The organism is Halobacillus karajensis (assembly GCF_900108515.1).
In the GTDB taxonomy this organism is placed as follows: Bacteria; Bacillota; Bacilli; order Bacillales; family Halobacillaceae; genus Halobacillus; species Halobacillus karajensis.
The window spans coordinates 1-17,097 of the sequence record NZ_FNWW01000004.1 but is presented as its reverse complement, the minus strand read 5'-3'; the positions used below and the strand labels follow the sequence as shown (position 1 = coordinate 17,097).

Below are 17,097 nucleotides of genomic sequence, written 5' to 3'. Positions count from 1 at the left end.
TAACCTTACAATTAATTGTAAGTAGAATACCTCTTATCCATAAAAGAGGAAATTTCGCACCTTTCCGCTTGAATTTTTAGTAAAAAATAACAATAAATGGAAGGTTGTTATATACTGAATACCATAAGGTAAGTCTTTTGCTACAACCTACTTTCAAATTACATATTCTGATCCTGTTGTTCCGTGTAATCAATAAGAGGATAACTTGAACACAACGCTTCGACCTTCTTACGACAATTTTCCTTTACCAATTCATCTAATTTAAACTTTCTATCATCAATAGGGGTAACTTTATCTAATACCTCACAAATTATTTCCACTATTTTATAGCAACCTTCCTGGTCAACGTACCTTTGTGCAAGTGAACCGCTACCAATTCGTAGTCCGCTAGTTACAAATGAAGACCTTGTCTCACCAGGAACACGATTCTTATTAACGATAATTGAACATTGTTCTAGTGCCTCCTCAGCCATAGCACCAGTAATGTTATCGTCTAATCGAATAAGAATTGTGTGATTTTCAGTGTGTCCTCCAATAACATCGTACCCCTTTGCTTGAAAAGCACTTGCTATAGCATCAGCTGTAGTCCGAATCCGCTCTATATAAGCGTCAAAATTGGGTGACATTGCATAGCCAAAAGCAGCCGCCTTGGATGCAATTGCATTTACCGCGGGAGCTCCCTGCATCCATGGGAACACTGCCTTTTGGAGGGCTTTACTAAAAGTTATATCCATTCCTGGAACTTTTTCGTTAGCATCTTTTCCTGATAAAATTAATCCCCCTCTCGGTCCAGCTAATTGTTTATGGGTACATGTGGTAGTTACGTGTGCAACGTTAACTGGACTTTGGTGTCTTTTAGTTGCAACAAGCCCAGCAATATGTGAGATATCAGCAAGCAAAATTGCTCCTATCTTATCAGCAATTTCACGAAATTTAACAAAATCGACAACTCTTGAGTACGCAGTTGCACCACAAATAATCATACGTGGGCGGTGTTTTTGGGCTAGTTTATCAACTTGGTCATAATCAATAACTCCTTCAGACGTAGTACTATATCCAATTGCATTGTAGTAACTTCCTGAAAAAGTAACAGGGCTTCCGTGTGTCAGGTGTCCACCGTGATCAAGATTCATTCCTAGAATTGTATCCCCAGACTTAAGTAAAGCTGAAAGTACTTGGTAGTTAGCACTCGACGCTGAATGAGGCTGAACGCCAGCATACTGGGCATCGAAAAGTTCACATGCTCTTTGAATTGCAAGGGACTCAGCCAGATCAACATTCTCGCAACCAGCGTGATACCTTCTACCTGGTGTTCCTTCTGCTGTAACATTAACTAATGCTGATGCTGATGCTGCTAAAGCCCGAGGAGTAACAGCACAACATGAAGCCACTAGAGAGAGTGTTCGATGTTGACGGCCTACTTCGGCGTCTAATATTCTTGCAAGTTCTGGGTCATGTGTATCTAGATCTTTCATCCCCTTCTGTTGCAGGTAATCTTGGCCTTCTTTTAATCCAATATTAATCATTATAATAAATTCACTCCTTCTTGTTTTGTAGTGCAAATTTTAGAACGATATTTGAGACTTCTTCAGTATGAGTACGTATGAAGTAGTGTCCACCTCCAGATATAGTCGCTGTCTCAGAGACATCTATAAAATCACGCCACTTATTGACTGCAGAACTTGAGGAAGGTGTAGCTGGATCTTCATCACCTAATATTACTAGTGACGGTATTTCTCTCCATTGATTGTTTATCAGCTCTCGATATGCCTCGGAAGCTATTTGGTGGTCCCTCCTGCCTTTAGATAACATACCTTCGACGTCCTCGTCAGATAACCCATTGAATGCGCCTAAAGATCGGAGGTATTCGCTCCAATCATAATCTGAGGTGATTTCGGCTTGACGCACTGATGCGTCAGGGTTATCTATTGGTTGAGAAGCCGCGACAACTAAGGAAAGAGAACTGACTTTATTTGTTATAGCCTTAGCAATACAAGCTGCTGTTGCTGATCCGGCACAATGCCCATATACAATAAGTTGATCTACATTTATCTTTTCAATTTCTATTAGTAATGTTTTAATCATTGAAGAGAATTCTGTTGAGTTCTTCACTTCTAGGTCTCCAAAGTCCACGCCAAAAACTTGAACGTTCTCATTCCCGCGGAAAACATCTCTATATGCAGTTGGATCTCCCCCGCCGAAAGGGACGCCGATAACCGCTATAGTTCCATCAGCTGAAGACTCTTCGTGTAGGGGAATTAGCCTTGCTTCACGCTTAGTAGTAGCATATTCTAGGATGTACCTAGCAAGTTTTTCAGCCGTTGGGTTCTCAAATATGGCAACAATATGAAGTTCGCTACCAAGACGTGACATTACTCGTATAGCATCATAGGAATCTCCACCTAGCTCGAAAAAATTGTCATTTGAATTTACCTCTTTTATATCAAGAACGTCACTAAAAATAGTAGTAATCCAATCGATTTGCTCAGCAAGTGTTTTCTCTTCTAAATCAATTCTTCCTCCCATATCATTCTCCTTAAATTTTTTTAACTAACATGCCTAAAATGCAAAATCTAAATTAGAGTAATAGAATAATTTTAATAGGTTCTATTAATTGTACGCCTTTTTATTCGATAGAAAATTAGCAAGTTCAGTAAGTAAGTCATTCACTGCTGTTTCATCACAAAAACTGCCCTCAAACTCGAGTCGGAACTCCGATGGACTCACTCTCCTCAGATCCATACCAACTGGAAATACAGTGTTTATTACTTGCGACGCAGGTATTGAACGTGGTGTTGCACCATTAATGAACAACTCCGACTTGCGACAACACTCTAGTTCAATACGGGCGTCTAGGTTATGCTTTGCTAGCGCCTCCAAACTTGTAAGATTGTGAGAGGTCTCCCTCGTCATCGCCTCAATAGATAATGCATTGAGACTAGTCATCATGCCTATAGCTACTGACTCGCTTGGTAAACGACAATTTTTTGACAAACATGCTGTATTTCCCTCTGATATCACGCCTCTTATACTCAAAAAATCAACGACTGTGGTAATATCGATATCTATAATTGGTATTATTCTACTAAGAGCTACCCGCTTTACTTTTGAGTTCCATGCAAGAGCTCCATTCTTAGACAATCGCACAGGCTTCAATTGATTATTTCGTATTTCCTTCTTATATACATTCTTTTTCGAAATTGAGTGCTGGCGTTCTACGTAATTAAAATAAGCCTGTCGCCCCTGGTTTATATCATGCAGCGCTAACTCCATCATTCCTTCGTGTGCCAACTGAAATAAACAGCTGAATATATTGAGTGTATGCTCATCGGCAAGAGCATGATGGATCGATAGGAAGCAACATTGTCTCCCATCTGTTCTTATGTTGCATATTGCGAAAAGAGCATGACCAGATCTAACTGCTTCTTGTACTGTAAGCAAAGCTTCAAAGTTTTTTGCATCCCTGTTCTCAAATACTTCAATATATTTTCCGAGCTTCTCACCCCAACCAGCAATCACTAGCTCTCGAAATACATTCTGATTAAAAGGTTCATAGTTATTCAGTTTTATTACTGTGGAAACCTCTAGGGAAGCGCCCGTAAAATATCCTTGAGCTACTAGAGCTTTTGATTCAGCACTTAGAGGTATATCGGCTAATGTATGTATCACGATCCCTCTCCTCCTAGTTTCAAAAATGGAATTACCAAAATTTTAAATTTAGGAAATATAATCATATCATTGGAATCTACCATGGTCGCCAAGGATAAAGAGTTAGAAAGAAAGGGTTAGCTAGAAATATTAGATATAAGTCAAGAGGAAATAATACACTCACTTCATACTATTGTGTTTGCTTATATCACGACCCAACCTTCAATGAAACAGGTAGTTTATTCACTGCATTTTTATATGGTTTTCCACTTAAAATCTCAAGGATCTCTGAGCTTACATTATGAGCTACTATCGTTTGGGCTTCTTTAGTAGAGGCACCTAAATGTGGGGTAGCAATAACTTCTGTAAAATCAAGTAATGGATGTCCTGTTGCCGGCTCATCTTCGAACACATCTAAAGCTGCCCCTGCCACTTTTCCATTTTTAATAGCATTTAATAGGGCATCCTCTTTTATAATTCCACCACGAGCACAATTCAGTATCCTTACACCATTCTTCATTTTTTCAAATGCTCTATCGCTAATCATATGTTTTGTGTCTTTGTTTAGCGGCGTGTGCACAGTAATAAAGTCACTTTGTTCATATAAACTATCAAGGGAGCATAGCATAACATCAAATCTCTGAGCATCTTCTTTAGTAAGAAATGGGTCATATGCCACGATTTCCATTTTGGCAGCATTTGCTCGCCTAGCAACTTCTGTTCCAATTTTACCCATACCAATTATGCCTAAAGTCTTTTTGTTTAATTCGATACCCTTAAAGTACTTACGTTCCCATTTTCCATTCAAAATTGACTGATGAGCTTGTGGGATGTGACGAGCAAGAGAAGACATCATAGCAAATGTATGCTCTGCTGTAGAAATCGTATTTCCATCAGGTGCGTTGATGACGAGGACTCCGTACTCTGTAGCTGCATCTAGATCTATATTATCCACGCCAACTCCTGCACGACCAACTACCTTTAATTGCTTTGCAGAAGCTAAGAGATTACGAGTAACCTTGGTTTCACTACGTACGATAAGAGCGTCATATTCTTGGATGACATCCTCAATGCCATACCCCTCTATATCTTTCATAAGATCAACGGTTACACCTTGTTCGCCCAACAAAGGCGCTAACCCTTCTTGGTTAACAGGGTCACTTACTAGTACTTTATACGCCATCTAATACCTCTTGAACTGCCTAATTACGTTTAATTCCAAAAGTATCTGCTTAATTAAAGTCCATTTGATACTATGTATGCACGATCTATGCAAGCATTAAAGTCACCTCTACTCAAAAAAGTTCTCCAACATAGCCAGTTCGTAGAACATTAATTTTTTAAATGTTTTACTGCATTGACAAATTCCAACATATCAATCATGAATTCATCCAATTGATTAAAGTCCATTTGCTGTTTTGAATCTGATAGAGCATTTAATGGATCTGGATGTACTTCAGCCATAATTCCATCTGCCCCAACGGCTATGGCTGCTTTAGCCACAGAAGTAATAATATCTTTCCTACCAGTTGAATGAGTTATATCTACCATAACTGGTAAGTGAGTGTCCTTTTTTAATATTGGTACTGCAGAAATATCAAGAGTATTACGTGTTGCTGGTTCGTAAGTCCTTATACCTCTTTCACACAAAATAACATTTTCGTTTCCTTCAGATAAAATGTATTCAGCAGCGTATTTAAACTCTTTAATTGTTGCACTTAATCCCCGTTTTAAAAGAACTGGCTTACTTAATTGTCCAATAGCTTTTAACAATTCGAAATTGTGCATGTTCCTAGCACCTATTTGAATAACATCTATACAATCAAGTGCTTCGTCTAAATGATTAATGCTTAAAATTTCACTTATTACACCTAGGTTATACTCCATTCCAATAGATTTTAGTACTTTAAGCCCCTCAACACCCATTCCTTGAAAATCATAAGGGGAAGTTCGAGGTTTATACGCTCCTCCTCGTAAAAGTGTTAAACCAGTGTCTGAAATCTTCTCACCAATGGATTTCATTTGTTCGTAACTTTCAACTGCACACGGGCCTATAACAAAGTGGGGAGCACCATTTCCAATTTGGTTCCCTTTAACATTTACGATTGTGTTTTCTGGTTTATACTCACGAGAAATTCTAAGCTCGGGAGGTATATTAATCTTATTTTTTTCTGGGGCTAATTTTTGCAAATTACTGTCCTCCTTCATTAACTTAGTAGATATTTGATTTCATACTTCACATTTACTGGTAAACAAAAATATGTTCTTATTATTTTGTTCATCAGTAAGTTAGAAATCTAAAATAACCTCCTTCACCATAAACTATTAATTATGTTTATCAGCATAAATGAACGTTCCGTATTTAAACACCGAATATAACCATTATTATATTGAGTAAGGCACTTTTTAGTTGTACATTGACAAAATCACCTCTAAATTCACTTGAATAATTTTTACAAAAAAAAACACCTCCAATTGGAATATTCTGTTACAATATTATACGAGCAAATAGATGTAACAAACTCTTCACAACTTTTCTAAAGGACTTTTGGTTCTCATAAACAAAAAGTGATTAGGAGGTATTTAAATGAAAAAGAAAGAGATTGGAGAAGTTATAAAAGAGCTAAGATTAGCTGCTGATATGTCTCAAAAAGAATTAGCAGAAGGCATATGTTCTCAAGCGCAGATTAGCAAACTTGAAAAGGGAAGTGAATTTCCATATAGCGTCACACTGTATCCACTTGCGCAAAGATTAGGTGTTGATATGAATTATTTTTTTGAAGTTACACATAACCCAGATATAGATTATGTAAAAAAAATAAGAAAGAAAATAAGGTATTTTATACGTTTGAGAGATTATAAAAGTGTCAACGAAATAGTACAATCATCGATACGCAACCCTTTATTTAGTGATAATGAAAGTCAACAATTTTTATTTTGGCACTTAGGAATTGTCAAGTTTTATTTAGAAGGAAATAAAACTGCTTCTCTGAATCTTCTTGAAAAAGCAAAAAACATGACTTATAACCCAAAATTTCATAAAGAGAGAGAATTAGAGATAATGAATAGTATTGGAATTATTCAAAATGAAACGAAGGATTATCATAGCGCCTACATTACTTACATAGATGTGCTTAAGCATTTAAGATCATTGCCAAAAGTAAAAGATGAATTATTTGAAGTTAGAATTCTCTATAGTATTTCTAGAAACCTGGCACAAATGGGTCGATACGAGGAAGCAATAGAATATTCTCTAGATGGTATTGAATCTTGTAAAACCAATGAAAGCCTCTACTTATTAGGTGAATTAAAGTATATGGTGGGGTATAGTTATTTAAACCTAGATAATCAACAACTTGGAAGCTCATACATATTTAGTGCTGTTAGCATTTTTGAAAATACTGAACAATTCCATATGCGTGATGAAATAAAAAAACAAATGAAAAAGTTTAGAATAAACATAACATAAAACGTGCGGACACTTACTAATCCTAAAAATGTCCACACGTTTTCCATCAATGTTGGTTAGGTAAGATATTCTCTTTTTCCACTTCTGTAGCTTGGATATTGATAGGGGTTACATTTCCTAGAACAATAATAGAGATAAGACAAACACTTGTAATTACTTTTTTCATGCACCTTCTCCTTTTGAATTTTTTGGCAATTTTAATATAACCTTGTTAGTCATACGGTATCAATGCAATATAACTAAAGTTATCTTCGATGTTCGGCCAATTCAGTCCACTGATTTATCTATCCTAAATAACTAAATTTCTCGTTAATGGCTTGTCCTTAATGAACGATATAATCAACACATACTCATCTTTAAAAGGGATAAGGCGCCTTCCTATAAGTAATACTGTATGACTAGATTCACCAAAGAGGTCTCTCATAAAATTGACTGGTAAACATCTCCGAAGTAGTTCAAAATGCAGTTTAAAAGAACTACCACAAAATTGTTAAAGGATGGGAATAATACTATCAGAGCCTTATATGTTCAAGATTAAACGTTTCCAACTTTTCGATAATAAATAAACACTAGCAAGGCTACATTTAGTTTGGAAGCTTCATTAAGGACCGATACACTTTACTCAAAATTAAACGCGGGGAACGCGGTTACGACTAGACGAAGTCATAACAGAGACCAGGTTTTCTCCTGGCCCGGTGCCCATTGTTCTCCAAGCGTGTAACGACCTCTAGAGAGCATCCAAATGCTTTAGAGTCCGTAAAATCCTGCAAGTATTGTATCTTCACACCAAACCCAACTCTGTAAAAACTAAAGTAGCTGAAATAGAATTGTGCTTTTAATTTATGCATTGAATCTTATTCTTGCAAAAGCTACTGCTCTTCTTATATAACCTAACACTAAGACGACACTGTTCATTGATCGATTCACAAAATAATATCTTTAGGATAAGCTGGTTTCCGGAAGATTTTGAGAACTTTAAAAAGTCATTAAATATTTGAAGGCACCAACCAATCCTTATGATGAAGAAAATTCATGGAGAGCTTTGCTATCTTCCTCTGAGGAATTGTAGATTAAGTCTAATCATTTCACCAGCTCATCGATAATCTGGATAAAAATGGTATAACTGATTATTGGGCCCTCCTTTTATATTGAGTCTTTTTCTAAATGTTAATATCCCTCCCCTCCTTCCGCCCACATTATTACAATGCTTCACTTGCGCTTACAACAGCTTAGTCGAACTTTTTTAAATGAAAAGTAAAATTCCGCTTATGGAACTTGGACAAGAAAATTCCCTGTTTCTATGCTTACCTTTATGGGACATTTGTAAATGAAGACAAAAAACAGACGTCCTGATAGAAGGACGCCTGTATTCGAACTTTATCATTAATATAGTTTTTGTGTACTTCTTTATTAAAGGATAACAGATCATTTGCTCTACTTCGTATAAAGACACCGTCAAACTCGACAGAAGGTTAGCCGGTTGGCCAGATGGTTTTTTCGTCCAGCTTGCAATGTTTAAGTTATTTGATCGACCAGTTCTTCTGGGAACAATAATAAACGCACCGACCGTTATGGTATCCGCTGCTGATTTGGAACAGGATTCCACCAACGCCTCTACTTCTTATGTAAATGATGTTTCATTCGCTTTCTCCCCATCCAATCTTACGACTATGCCTCTTCTTAGAATATTCCCTTTGCTGCGAGTCATTCCTACATGCCACAGCTGCGTGGCAACTTTACCGCCGCCCTCATGTACGCTTTCATTTACACCATTGGCCCAGCACAACGTCTTCTCTCCATGTACATAGGAATCATCACACCAGATACAAAAGCTAGATGATCAATTCCTGTTCCTTCTGTAATAATCAATCCGACTTCATTCTCAGCACGTCTGCTATATAATACGTCTCCACTTCCTCATCGGGAACGTTGCCAGATGAGAGTCCGCGTGTCATCGGGCCATTAGATAAGTTCGGAATATTTATATAATTTATCACTAGTAAAAGTTTCATATAAAGGTTTCGTTGTTGTTTGGTTTGTCATTAATCTGCCTCCTTTTTCAATGTTTTCCTTAGCTTTATAATTAGCATTTGTTAATGCTTTTCTACTACTTGATGACGCTGTTACAGCAATCCCTTCCTCTGTTTTTAATGCTGAGGATACTTAACCACTGTTTAGACCACCTTTTTAAACTTGCTAAGTTATTTTAATTTTGGTGTCAGTGTCTGCATTAAATCGTAAAAGTATTTAGAATCACCCGTATTGAAATAGTTATACCAAGCCTCAAGGGTTCCCTCAGAGAAAACATCTAACTTAGCTAATATAATATGAGCGAATAACAGCGCACCAGCAGAACTAGCAGTTATCAAGTTTTGGTCAGAAATTGCTTTGACATTTCTATAATAAGGTTCTCCTTTATAATTCGGGCTTACCATCTTGAGGTAATCAAGACTGTTGCTTGTGTGTATACGTTTGTCAAATAAGCCAGCTTCAGCAAGTACAGTTGTAGCACCGCAAATTGCAGCAACAGTTGCGCCACATTCTAACAGTTCAGTAGCCTTTTTTATAATCGGTATGTGTTTCGGGTCATCCCACGTATCTGCTCCTGGCAACAATAAAACTGTTGTTGGAGCAGAAATGATTTCATTGGTGGTTACCTCTGGTATAACTCTCATACCTCCCTTTGTTGCAATTGCATCCCTGGTAACCCCAACGGTCTTAACGGAAACATTAGCACTACTTTTTTTAAAGTATTGACCCGAATTTAGTTCTGACGTTACATATCCAAGCTCCCAGTCTGCTAATGTATCCAGTGCATAAATGTAGACATTAATCATATTAACCCTCCAAAAAATTTACTATTATTCCTAATCTGTTACGTAAGCCTAATTCCTAGTTTTGCCTTTTTAAACACTTTGTATAAGAAAATAAGAAATATAGTATTGAGCAATCACTTCTTATTGCGTAAGAACCTCAATACTCATTCTATTCTTATGTCTTCTCTTTACCCCATTCCGTTCCGTTCACTCCTCTAAATATTTCTGCAACCAAAACGAACAACCTATATTAAAATAGACTTCTCTTTTCTTTATCTCCTTTTCCTTTTACAATAATCGATCTTTCCGAAAAATTGAAATTCTCCCTGTTCAGTTTTACTACCTCCCCATTAAGCCCCCAGTAGAATACAAGAATCCAATAGAGTCTTCTCCATGGGAGTTATGCATGAGTCTCTTAGATATTTAATTTCCATTATGGATATATCGACCCGATAACACTTCTTTAACTCTTCGTTCATCTATACTTGGTTGAAAACTAAAATCGAAGTCATGAATGCTTTTAATGTAGGGAAGCTTAGCTTTCTTTAGACGCTTATCTAAAGCTGCTTTTTCCTTTTGTTCGATTTCTTGTGATAATAGCGTGATTAAGAAGTCCGAATATGGTACATTATTTTTAGATGCGTCTTCAAGCAGACCATCTATTTGATCGGCGGTGTAATGCCAACCGATTTATTCTAAGCGTTCAACTAAAAGGTTTGTGTTCATGATTGATCACCTCCTTCTAGTTGCTCATAGATTTGAAGGAAACGTTGTTCTACTTCAATATCAGGGGACTGTAAACGGCTGGGGGTCGGCAAACCATCAGTAGTCGTTTGCAGTCCTTTATAATGTTCAAGGTTTATATGATCTCTCACCTTTCCAGTCATAATAGGATGTTTAGCCACGCATTCATAATGGTCATAAATTTCTAAATGATGATCTAATGTTTCTTTTATCTTTAATTCTTGTCCAACGTACCGAAAAAATACTGAATACCTCTTACTTAGGAAACAAAGCAATCCTTACTCACTTTTCTAATTTCCCAATGATGAATAGGGAACAATGGTTTCGTATTTGAAGTCATTAAATGCTTTTGTTCGTGCTGGAAACGAGTATGAGGTGATTCGAGCGTTGTCTGATGAACCTTACGGTTTGCTACTTGATCTAACCACACTCTCACATCTTCATTTAATGCTTTTAACGTAGGTTCATGCTTGCGCTGCAGAAAGTTCTTCTTTAAATATCCAACAACATTTTCTACTTTTCCCTTTGTTTGTGGCCGGTGTGGTTTACATGCCTTTGGAACAACAATCTTATTTCGACTGGGCTATGCTTGATAACAGCAGTTTTCATATTGTCATACAAGATTTGCTCAGGCACTCCATTGAAATAAGCAAAGGCATTCATATGGCACTTCATTAACGTTTCTAAATCCATGCTGTCTGTAAACTCTACATATTTAAGCCTCGAATAACTTAGTAAAATTACAAAAGCATAAATATCCTTCATTTCACCATCAACAGCGAATTTACCAATGTGTCCCCAATCCATCTGAGCTTGTTTCCCAGGAGGAGTCTCGTATCTTATAGTAGCTTGCTTTTTTGGTCGCACCCGATATGGTCGAATGAAATCCCGGAGGATTGTCATTTTGCCCTCGTACCCCATAGATATAATTTCATCTAATAATACGGTGCAGTTCGTGGTACCTTCCTTCATACGTTTCTCTAAGTAATCTTTGAAGGGATCTAGCTTACTACCTTTACTAGGTACTTTCTTCATCCTTGGTAATTCTTCAGATTTTATGTACTTCCTGATAGTTTTAGGGTCAAAGCCAGTCTCTTTTGTTTATGGCATTCTAAAAATGTAGGTAATGGCAGTCAGTTTATGTAGGTGTTCTTCGAACATGAAGGCATAAAAAAAAGTCCACTTGCCAACCTCTCCCAATAACTTTAAACTCCTCGTTGGACCAACAACGTTCAGTAGGAGGTAATTAGGAGATGTTACAAGTGGAACAAATTGATTATATCAGATTGGAAGCCAACCAAAAAGGGTGTACATATTCAGATGTAGCCAGAAGAATGAAAATAGATGCCAGAACGGTTAAGAAATATGCGAATCAAGAGGAATTCAAGCAGCGAAAAGTAAAAGTACGCCCTTCTCCCGTTATGGACCCTGTAAAACCAATCATTGATAAGTGGATCAAAGAAGACTTAAAGAAGAAAAAGAAAAATCATAGAACAGCTAAACGTATGTATCAGCAATTAGTTAAAAATCATAGTTTTAAAGGTTCTGACCGAAGTGTACGTAATTACGTGTCTAAGAGAAAAGAAGAATTATTAGAGTACGCAGAGGGATCTTCACTGCCATTAGAAACCATCCCCGGAACAGCACAAGTCGACTTTGGCACTGCGCCTTTCCAGTACCATGGTGAAGTTATTGACTCCCTTATCTGGTAATGTCCTTCCCTTATAGCAATTCTTTTTATTATCAGATCTTTCCTTCGGAAAATACTGAATGTCTATTAGAAGGATTGCAGCGTATGTTCCATTACATGGGAGGCGTTCCACGTACGATACGATTTGATAACCTTTCTCCGGCAGTAAAGAAGATTGGTGCCAAAGGAGAGCGTGAGCTCACCGATACCTTTGAAAGATTTGTCTTACACTACGGCTTCCAATACGAATTCTGCAATCCTGGAAAGGGCAATGAGAAAGGCCATGTGGAAGCGATGGTTAAATATGTCCGAAACAACTTCCTGCTTCCTGAATGCTTTATTACTGATCTTGATCATTTTAATGAAGCTCAATGGCAACTAGCTGAAGAAGATCGAGATCGACTGCATTATGATAAAAAGGTTCTTCAATCACAGTTGTTCTTAGAAGATAAACAGGAGTGGCTTATTCTTCCTGAGAAGAAATTTGACTGTGTCCGAAGAGAGGAAGTGAAGGCGGATAAATCAGGCATGGTGACCATTGATAAAAAGCTATATTCTACTTCTCCTCGGTTCGCCAAGCAATCAGTACGGGGTCAAATTAGTTACAACGAGATTGTCATTCTTAACGATCAAAATGAGGTGATTGTAAGGCACTCCCGATTGTATGGGGCGAAGAGGAAATCTATGATTTGGCAGCCTTATTTACATTTACTTTCTAGACGTCCAGAAGCGATAAAATATAGTAATTTATATAATCAATTTCCCCCCATATGGACTGAGTATTTTCAAAACTGTACGGAAGAAGAGCAAAAAGCAGCCTTACGGCTTTTAGGCAATTTATTGAAAAACAATGATTTTAAAACGTTAAACCAAGCGTTGGAACTTGCATCAGCACATAGTCATCCAAGCTCTGACCACATCAAGCATTGCTTTTACACATTACGGAAGAATGATCGCGAGCATCAGGAAATGGAGACTAAGGTTAAAGTACCTTCCATCCCAGAAGCAACACGAGGACTCTCCCATTACGATACCTTCTTTACAACTGCGGTGGAGGTGACCAAATGAGAGAGCAAATCGAAGAGTACGCTAAGCGTCTTAAGCTTAGCTGGATCCGAGAACATCATCATGAAATCGAAGCCGACAGCCATGAAGAGTACTTATGTAAGCTATTCGAGAAAGAAGTTAAAAATCGTGAGGAACGGAAAGTCCAGTTATTACTCAATCAAGCTCAATTCCCTAAAACGAGTAACCATCCTTATGTATGGGAGCATATTCAAATCCCACAAGGGATTGATCGAGACGCAATTTTGAATGGTGAGTTCATAGAGGACAAAGAAAATATGATCTTCTATGGCGGGGTGGGAACCGGGAAAACGTACTTGGCAACCTTGATTGGTCTAAATGCCATACATAGCTTTGGCAGTAAAGTAAGGTTCTATACCGTGGCATCTTTAGTCAATCAGTTAATTGAAGCCAACCAAAAAAAACACTTCCTAAGTTGCTTAAACAGATTCAGAAGTTAGATCTACTCATTTTAGATGAACTAGGATATATCCCTTTGAACAAAGAAGGAGCAGAGCTTCTTTTCCAGGTGATATCCATGTGTTATGAAGTTAAGAGCCTCATCATCACTACTAATTTACAGTTTGGCCAATGGAATCACGTCTTTGGTGACCCTATATTAACCGAGGCGGTTATCGATCGCCTAATCCATCACTCTCACTTAGTCGTATTTACAGGAGAGAGTTTTCGTTATAAAGAGTCATTATTACATCAGTGAAAATCGAGGTGGCGAGTGGCATGCATTTTTGATTGCCATTTCATACATTTTTCGCTTGCCAAATACATCTCTTTAGAGATAGCTGTGATTGACCACCCTTTTTGAAATAGTTCTCTAATCATTATGAATTCCCCAATCTTGATCATCATTTCTACACTCCAAATCTTTATCTAGTATAGAAATGATTATCTGTTATTATTGGGGAATTTGAAACCGTTGTTATTAGGGATTTTAGCACCGTTGTTCACATATGGTTCTTCATCGCTAGCTAGCTTCAAATTCAGCAAACAAAAAAGCCGCTAGACAAATATAAAAATACTTCGAACAAAACAAAAAGCCTCTCAACTGTTTTGTTGAGAGGCTAATTTAAAACCTATATTTAATTTTTAATGGCAAAAATGTATGTCATTTAAGAGGTTAACAAGGCTATAAACCCCACCACTAAAGGGTTTTGGGCGTTATTACATCATGCCGCCCATACTTGAATGAGTTTTCCTACACTTTTTCGCCCCATTAATTTCCTCAATTTGGTTAAACTACATCACAAAAAACAGAACATACATTCGTTTCACTTCGGTAAACTTTTCCGATTCGTGAGGTTTTTTGTGAGGTCTGAAAACCTCACAAACGCCCTTTAACAGAAAAAATTAATTAACAAGTATCTTTTTAACCAAGACACCCGTAATTAACAGATATTCTGTAATGCTAATAATCTTTATTCAAGTGTAAGAACTAATTCTGCTACATCTTCACCACGTGCGTTAGAAAACCCACCATCTTCACCATAGATAGTAAAACCACATTTCTCCAGTACCTTGAGTGACCTAATATTGTCTTTGGCAACACGGGCATAAAGTGGACGAATGGTAACTTGTTTTAAAAATTCTCTTAAAGCATTGGTAGCGATTCCTTTTCCCCAGTATTCTTTTCCTATCCAGTAGCTAATTCCTGGTACGCCGAACTGCTCGAAACATAGAACATTTCCAGCAACATTATTTTGAACAATGATCGTTTGCTTGATGATGTCTTTATCCTCCAGAATTTTATTCCAATGGGTTAAGAAACTGCTCCAATCCCCCGGGTCCTTACTTGTAAATGCCGCCATATAATTTGCATCCCGATCCTGTTGGTGTTTGAAGAAAACCGGAAGGTCATCTTCAATTACGCTTCGAAGCATTATTTGCACACCAAAATTTCCCCCTTGTAATTTACTAATTTAAGTAAACGTATTTCACGTTATCCTTTAAATCGCCCTATCCTTCTAATTCAACTTGCCCTTATGTAGAATAACTTCTGGATTATAACCCAAAAACCTCCATAAAATTAGCACAAAAGAGGAGTAAGTACTCTTAGATTCAACAAATTTAAGAAGTCTCTATTACAAGGTAATCCACTTAATAATTAGACCAATATCTTGAAATTAAACTTCCACCACACCAGTTCCCAAGTACACAAAAGGGAGACGATTTCTTTTTTAGATAATCGCCCCCGATTGTTTAAAAATCAGTTTCAAGATAATAAAGACCCTTTGGTACAGAGCTAGACTGTAAAGAGGAAATAGGAAACAGAAACACTTGGATATTTGAAATCCAAGCGTTTCTGTTTTAATCATGCAAATTAAAGGGAAGCAAAAGCTTCTTTATAATATTCTCTTAAATCAACTGCATTGTCTTTCAATTCAACTGGTTCCCCATGGACAATCTGGTCAAGGGCATCCAGACACCTGTGCCATCCTGCAGCGGTATTAACTGCCCATGAATCGTCGTCAAAAGTATGGGTGAAGATCATTTTACATCCTTCACCTTCTTTTTGGAATGAAATTTGCAACAAATCATCTACTTCACGGAATTCGAAGATATGGGGTTTTTCTAATTCCGTTATGATCGCTTCATATGTCGATCCTTCCCCGTAGTCAAAGGCAACTCCCCCATCACATTAAGAAAGGGGCAATTTTTTTAATTCAGAATTGCCCCCGATTGCTTAAGACTTGATTTCAAGATATATCTAAGGTTTTCAACTAACGCAGCCAATAGGTTAATTCACTAATTTAACTTTTTTACATCAAATTTTAATCTATCTATATCCCAGTCATCTTCTTCATAATTTTTTATGACTTTTACTTGTACTTTTTGCCTCTCATGATATTTTTCCGGATTAGAAACTCGTATAGTTTGTGAATTTGCCTTCTTTTCAAATTGATGTGACCCTTTAGAGGATTCTGGATTGTTAATTGTTGTCCATGAAACGATATCGATCTCCATATCTCCACTTTCTTTATTTATATCTGTTATGTCCCCTTGAATAAAAGTTCCTTCCTGTTAACAACCCATTAAAGTACCTATTCTGTAAGACTCGATTTCAAGATAATCTATCTAAATCTCACTTCATTATCTAGATGATCAAGTCGGAAACATATAATTGCAGATGTTCCCAAACACAATAATCCACATAACAACCCAGCGTAGAATAAGATTTGTCCTCCTATTGTGGGAGAATTATTAATTAAAAACGCTAAGGATCAAGTCTTTTCCCTCTACTTTCAATATTCAGGTCCTCCTCAATTTCTTTCCTTTATTTTACTATTCGACTCCACTTATATAAATAACGAAAGGACGATTTCCTCTTGTTAGATAATCGCCCCTATAACGGAAGACTTGGTTTCGAGATATTGAAGCAGATATCTTCAACTAGTGCTCCCGTTGGTGCAATAAAAATTTTAAATATCACATAGATATGTTATTTAGACCTTAACCACATGTGTTTTTGACACTATATCGTATAGGGATTGTTTCTTTCTCGTAAAAACGGCTGTTAATATGTATGCAAATATAAGTACATAGATAAGCCCCGCTAGCAAATATTGGGTGAACGGTACTTCGCCATCACCTATATAAATGAGTCGATATACAAAGAAATGTGACAACTCCCAAGGCAAAAACTTTAGGAT

At 37.1% G+C, this 17,097-nt stretch carries 10 protein-coding genes and 6 pseudogenes; 3 read left to right on the top strand and 13 right to left on the bottom strand.

The features are described 5' to 3' along the window. Positions 1-158: 158 nt before the first annotated feature. The 5 genes and pseudogenes from glyA to BLW54_RS09195 form a co-directional block, all read right to left on the bottom strand. Positions 159-1,526: a serine hydroxymethyltransferase gene (gene glyA, locus BLW54_RS09215; protein WP_074734185.1), complete on the bottom strand. Its 1,368-nt coding sequence runs from the start codon at positions 1,524-1,526 to the stop codon at positions 159-161. A 10-nt stretch (positions 1,527-1,536) separates the two neighbouring features. Further along, the gene (locus BLW54_RS09210) at positions 1,537-2,526 is read right to left on the bottom strand and encodes a phosphopantetheine-binding protein (protein ID WP_074734182.1); all 990 of its coding nucleotides are present in this window, start codon (positions 2,524-2,526) and stop codon (positions 1,537-1,539) included. Between the two features lie 84 nt (positions 2,527-2,610). After that, the gene (locus BLW54_RS09205; protein WP_074734179.1) at positions 2,611-3,669 is read right to left on the bottom strand and encodes a hypothetical protein; all 1,059 of its coding nucleotides are present in this window, start codon (positions 3,667-3,669) and stop codon (positions 2,611-2,613) included. Between the two features lie 187 nt (positions 3,670-3,856). Further along, a complete protein-coding gene (gene serA, locus BLW54_RS09200; RefSeq protein ID WP_074734177.1) occupies positions 3,857-4,831 on the bottom strand; it encodes a phosphoglycerate dehydrogenase in 975 nt (324 codons plus the stop codon). A gap of 149 nt (positions 4,832-4,980) precedes the next feature. Continuing rightward, positions 4,981-5,850 (bottom strand): annotated as a pseudogene (locus tag BLW54_RS09195) (bifunctional 3-deoxy-7-phosphoheptulonate synthase/chorismate mutase); the annotation flags it as partial. A 385-nt stretch (positions 5,851-6,235) separates the two neighbouring features. On the opposite strand from BLW54_RS09195, the gene BLW54_RS09190 reads away from it, so the two are divergent. Next, positions 6,236-7,117 carry a helix-turn-helix domain-containing protein gene (locus BLW54_RS09190; protein ID WP_074734171.1) on the top strand — a complete coding sequence of 294 codons (882 nt, stop codon included), beginning with the start codon at positions 6,236-6,238 and terminating at the stop codon, positions 7,115-7,117. Between the two features lie 1,621 nt (positions 7,118-8,738). Here BLW54_RS09190 and BLW54_RS20685 read toward each other — a convergent pair. The 4 genes and pseudogenes from BLW54_RS20685 to istA (BLW54_RS09175) form a co-directional block, all read right to left on the bottom strand. Continuing rightward, complete coding sequence (locus BLW54_RS20685; protein WP_167358798.1) at positions 8,739-8,903, bottom strand: hypothetical protein; 165 nt, start codon at positions 8,901-8,903, stop codon at positions 8,739-8,741. Positions 8,904-9,318: 415 nt separating this feature from the next. Then, positions 9,319-9,954, bottom strand: a complete 636-nt coding sequence (locus BLW54_RS09185) for a DJ-1/PfpI family protein (protein ID WP_074734168.1) — start codon at positions 9,952-9,954, stop codon at positions 9,319-9,321. A 402-nt stretch (positions 9,955-10,356) separates the two neighbouring features. After that, positions 10,357-10,539 carry an ATP-binding protein gene (locus tag BLW54_RS20260; protein ID WP_500683378.1) on the bottom strand — a complete coding sequence of 61 codons (183 nt, stop codon included), beginning with the start codon at positions 10,537-10,539 and terminating at the stop codon, positions 10,357-10,359. A gap of 116 nt (positions 10,540-10,655) precedes the next feature. Further along, a pseudogene (gene istA / locus BLW54_RS09175) lies at positions 10,656-11,769 on the bottom strand (IS21 family transposase); the annotation flags it as partial. A 161-nt stretch (positions 11,770-11,930) separates the two neighbouring features. Between istA (BLW54_RS09175) and istA (BLW54_RS09170) the strand changes: the two are divergent. Together istA (BLW54_RS09170) and istB are read left to right on the top strand one after the other, a co-directional pair. Further along, positions 11,931-13,435: pseudogene (gene istA, locus BLW54_RS09170) on the top strand (IS21 family transposase). Beyond that, positions 13,432-14,150 (top strand): annotated as a pseudogene (istB, locus tag BLW54_RS09165) (IS21-like element helper ATPase IstB). The pseudogenes istA (BLW54_RS09170) and istB overlap by 4 nt, the downstream one beginning before the upstream one ends. 715 nt (positions 14,151-14,865) lie before the next feature. Here the strand turns inward: istB and BLW54_RS09160 are convergent. The 4 genes and pseudogenes from BLW54_RS09160 to BLW54_RS20855 all read right to left on the bottom strand — a co-directional run. Next, positions 14,866-15,327 (bottom strand): GNAT family N-acetyltransferase, encoded by a 462-nt coding sequence (locus tag BLW54_RS09160; RefSeq protein ID WP_035508706.1) that lies wholly within the window; start codon positions 15,325-15,327, stop codon positions 14,866-14,868. 440 nt (positions 15,328-15,767) lie between these two features. Next, positions 15,768-16,055: pseudogene (locus BLW54_RS09155) on the bottom strand (SRPBCC domain-containing protein); the annotation flags it as partial. 137 nt (positions 16,056-16,192) lie between these two features. Next, the gene (locus BLW54_RS09150) at positions 16,193-16,411 is read right to left on the bottom strand and encodes a hypothetical protein (RefSeq protein WP_074734165.1); all 219 of its coding nucleotides are present in this window, start codon (positions 16,409-16,411) and stop codon (positions 16,193-16,195) included. Positions 16,412-16,890: 479 nt separating this feature from the next. Further along, positions 16,891-17,097, bottom strand: a pseudogene (locus BLW54_RS20855) (RDD family protein); the annotation flags it as partial.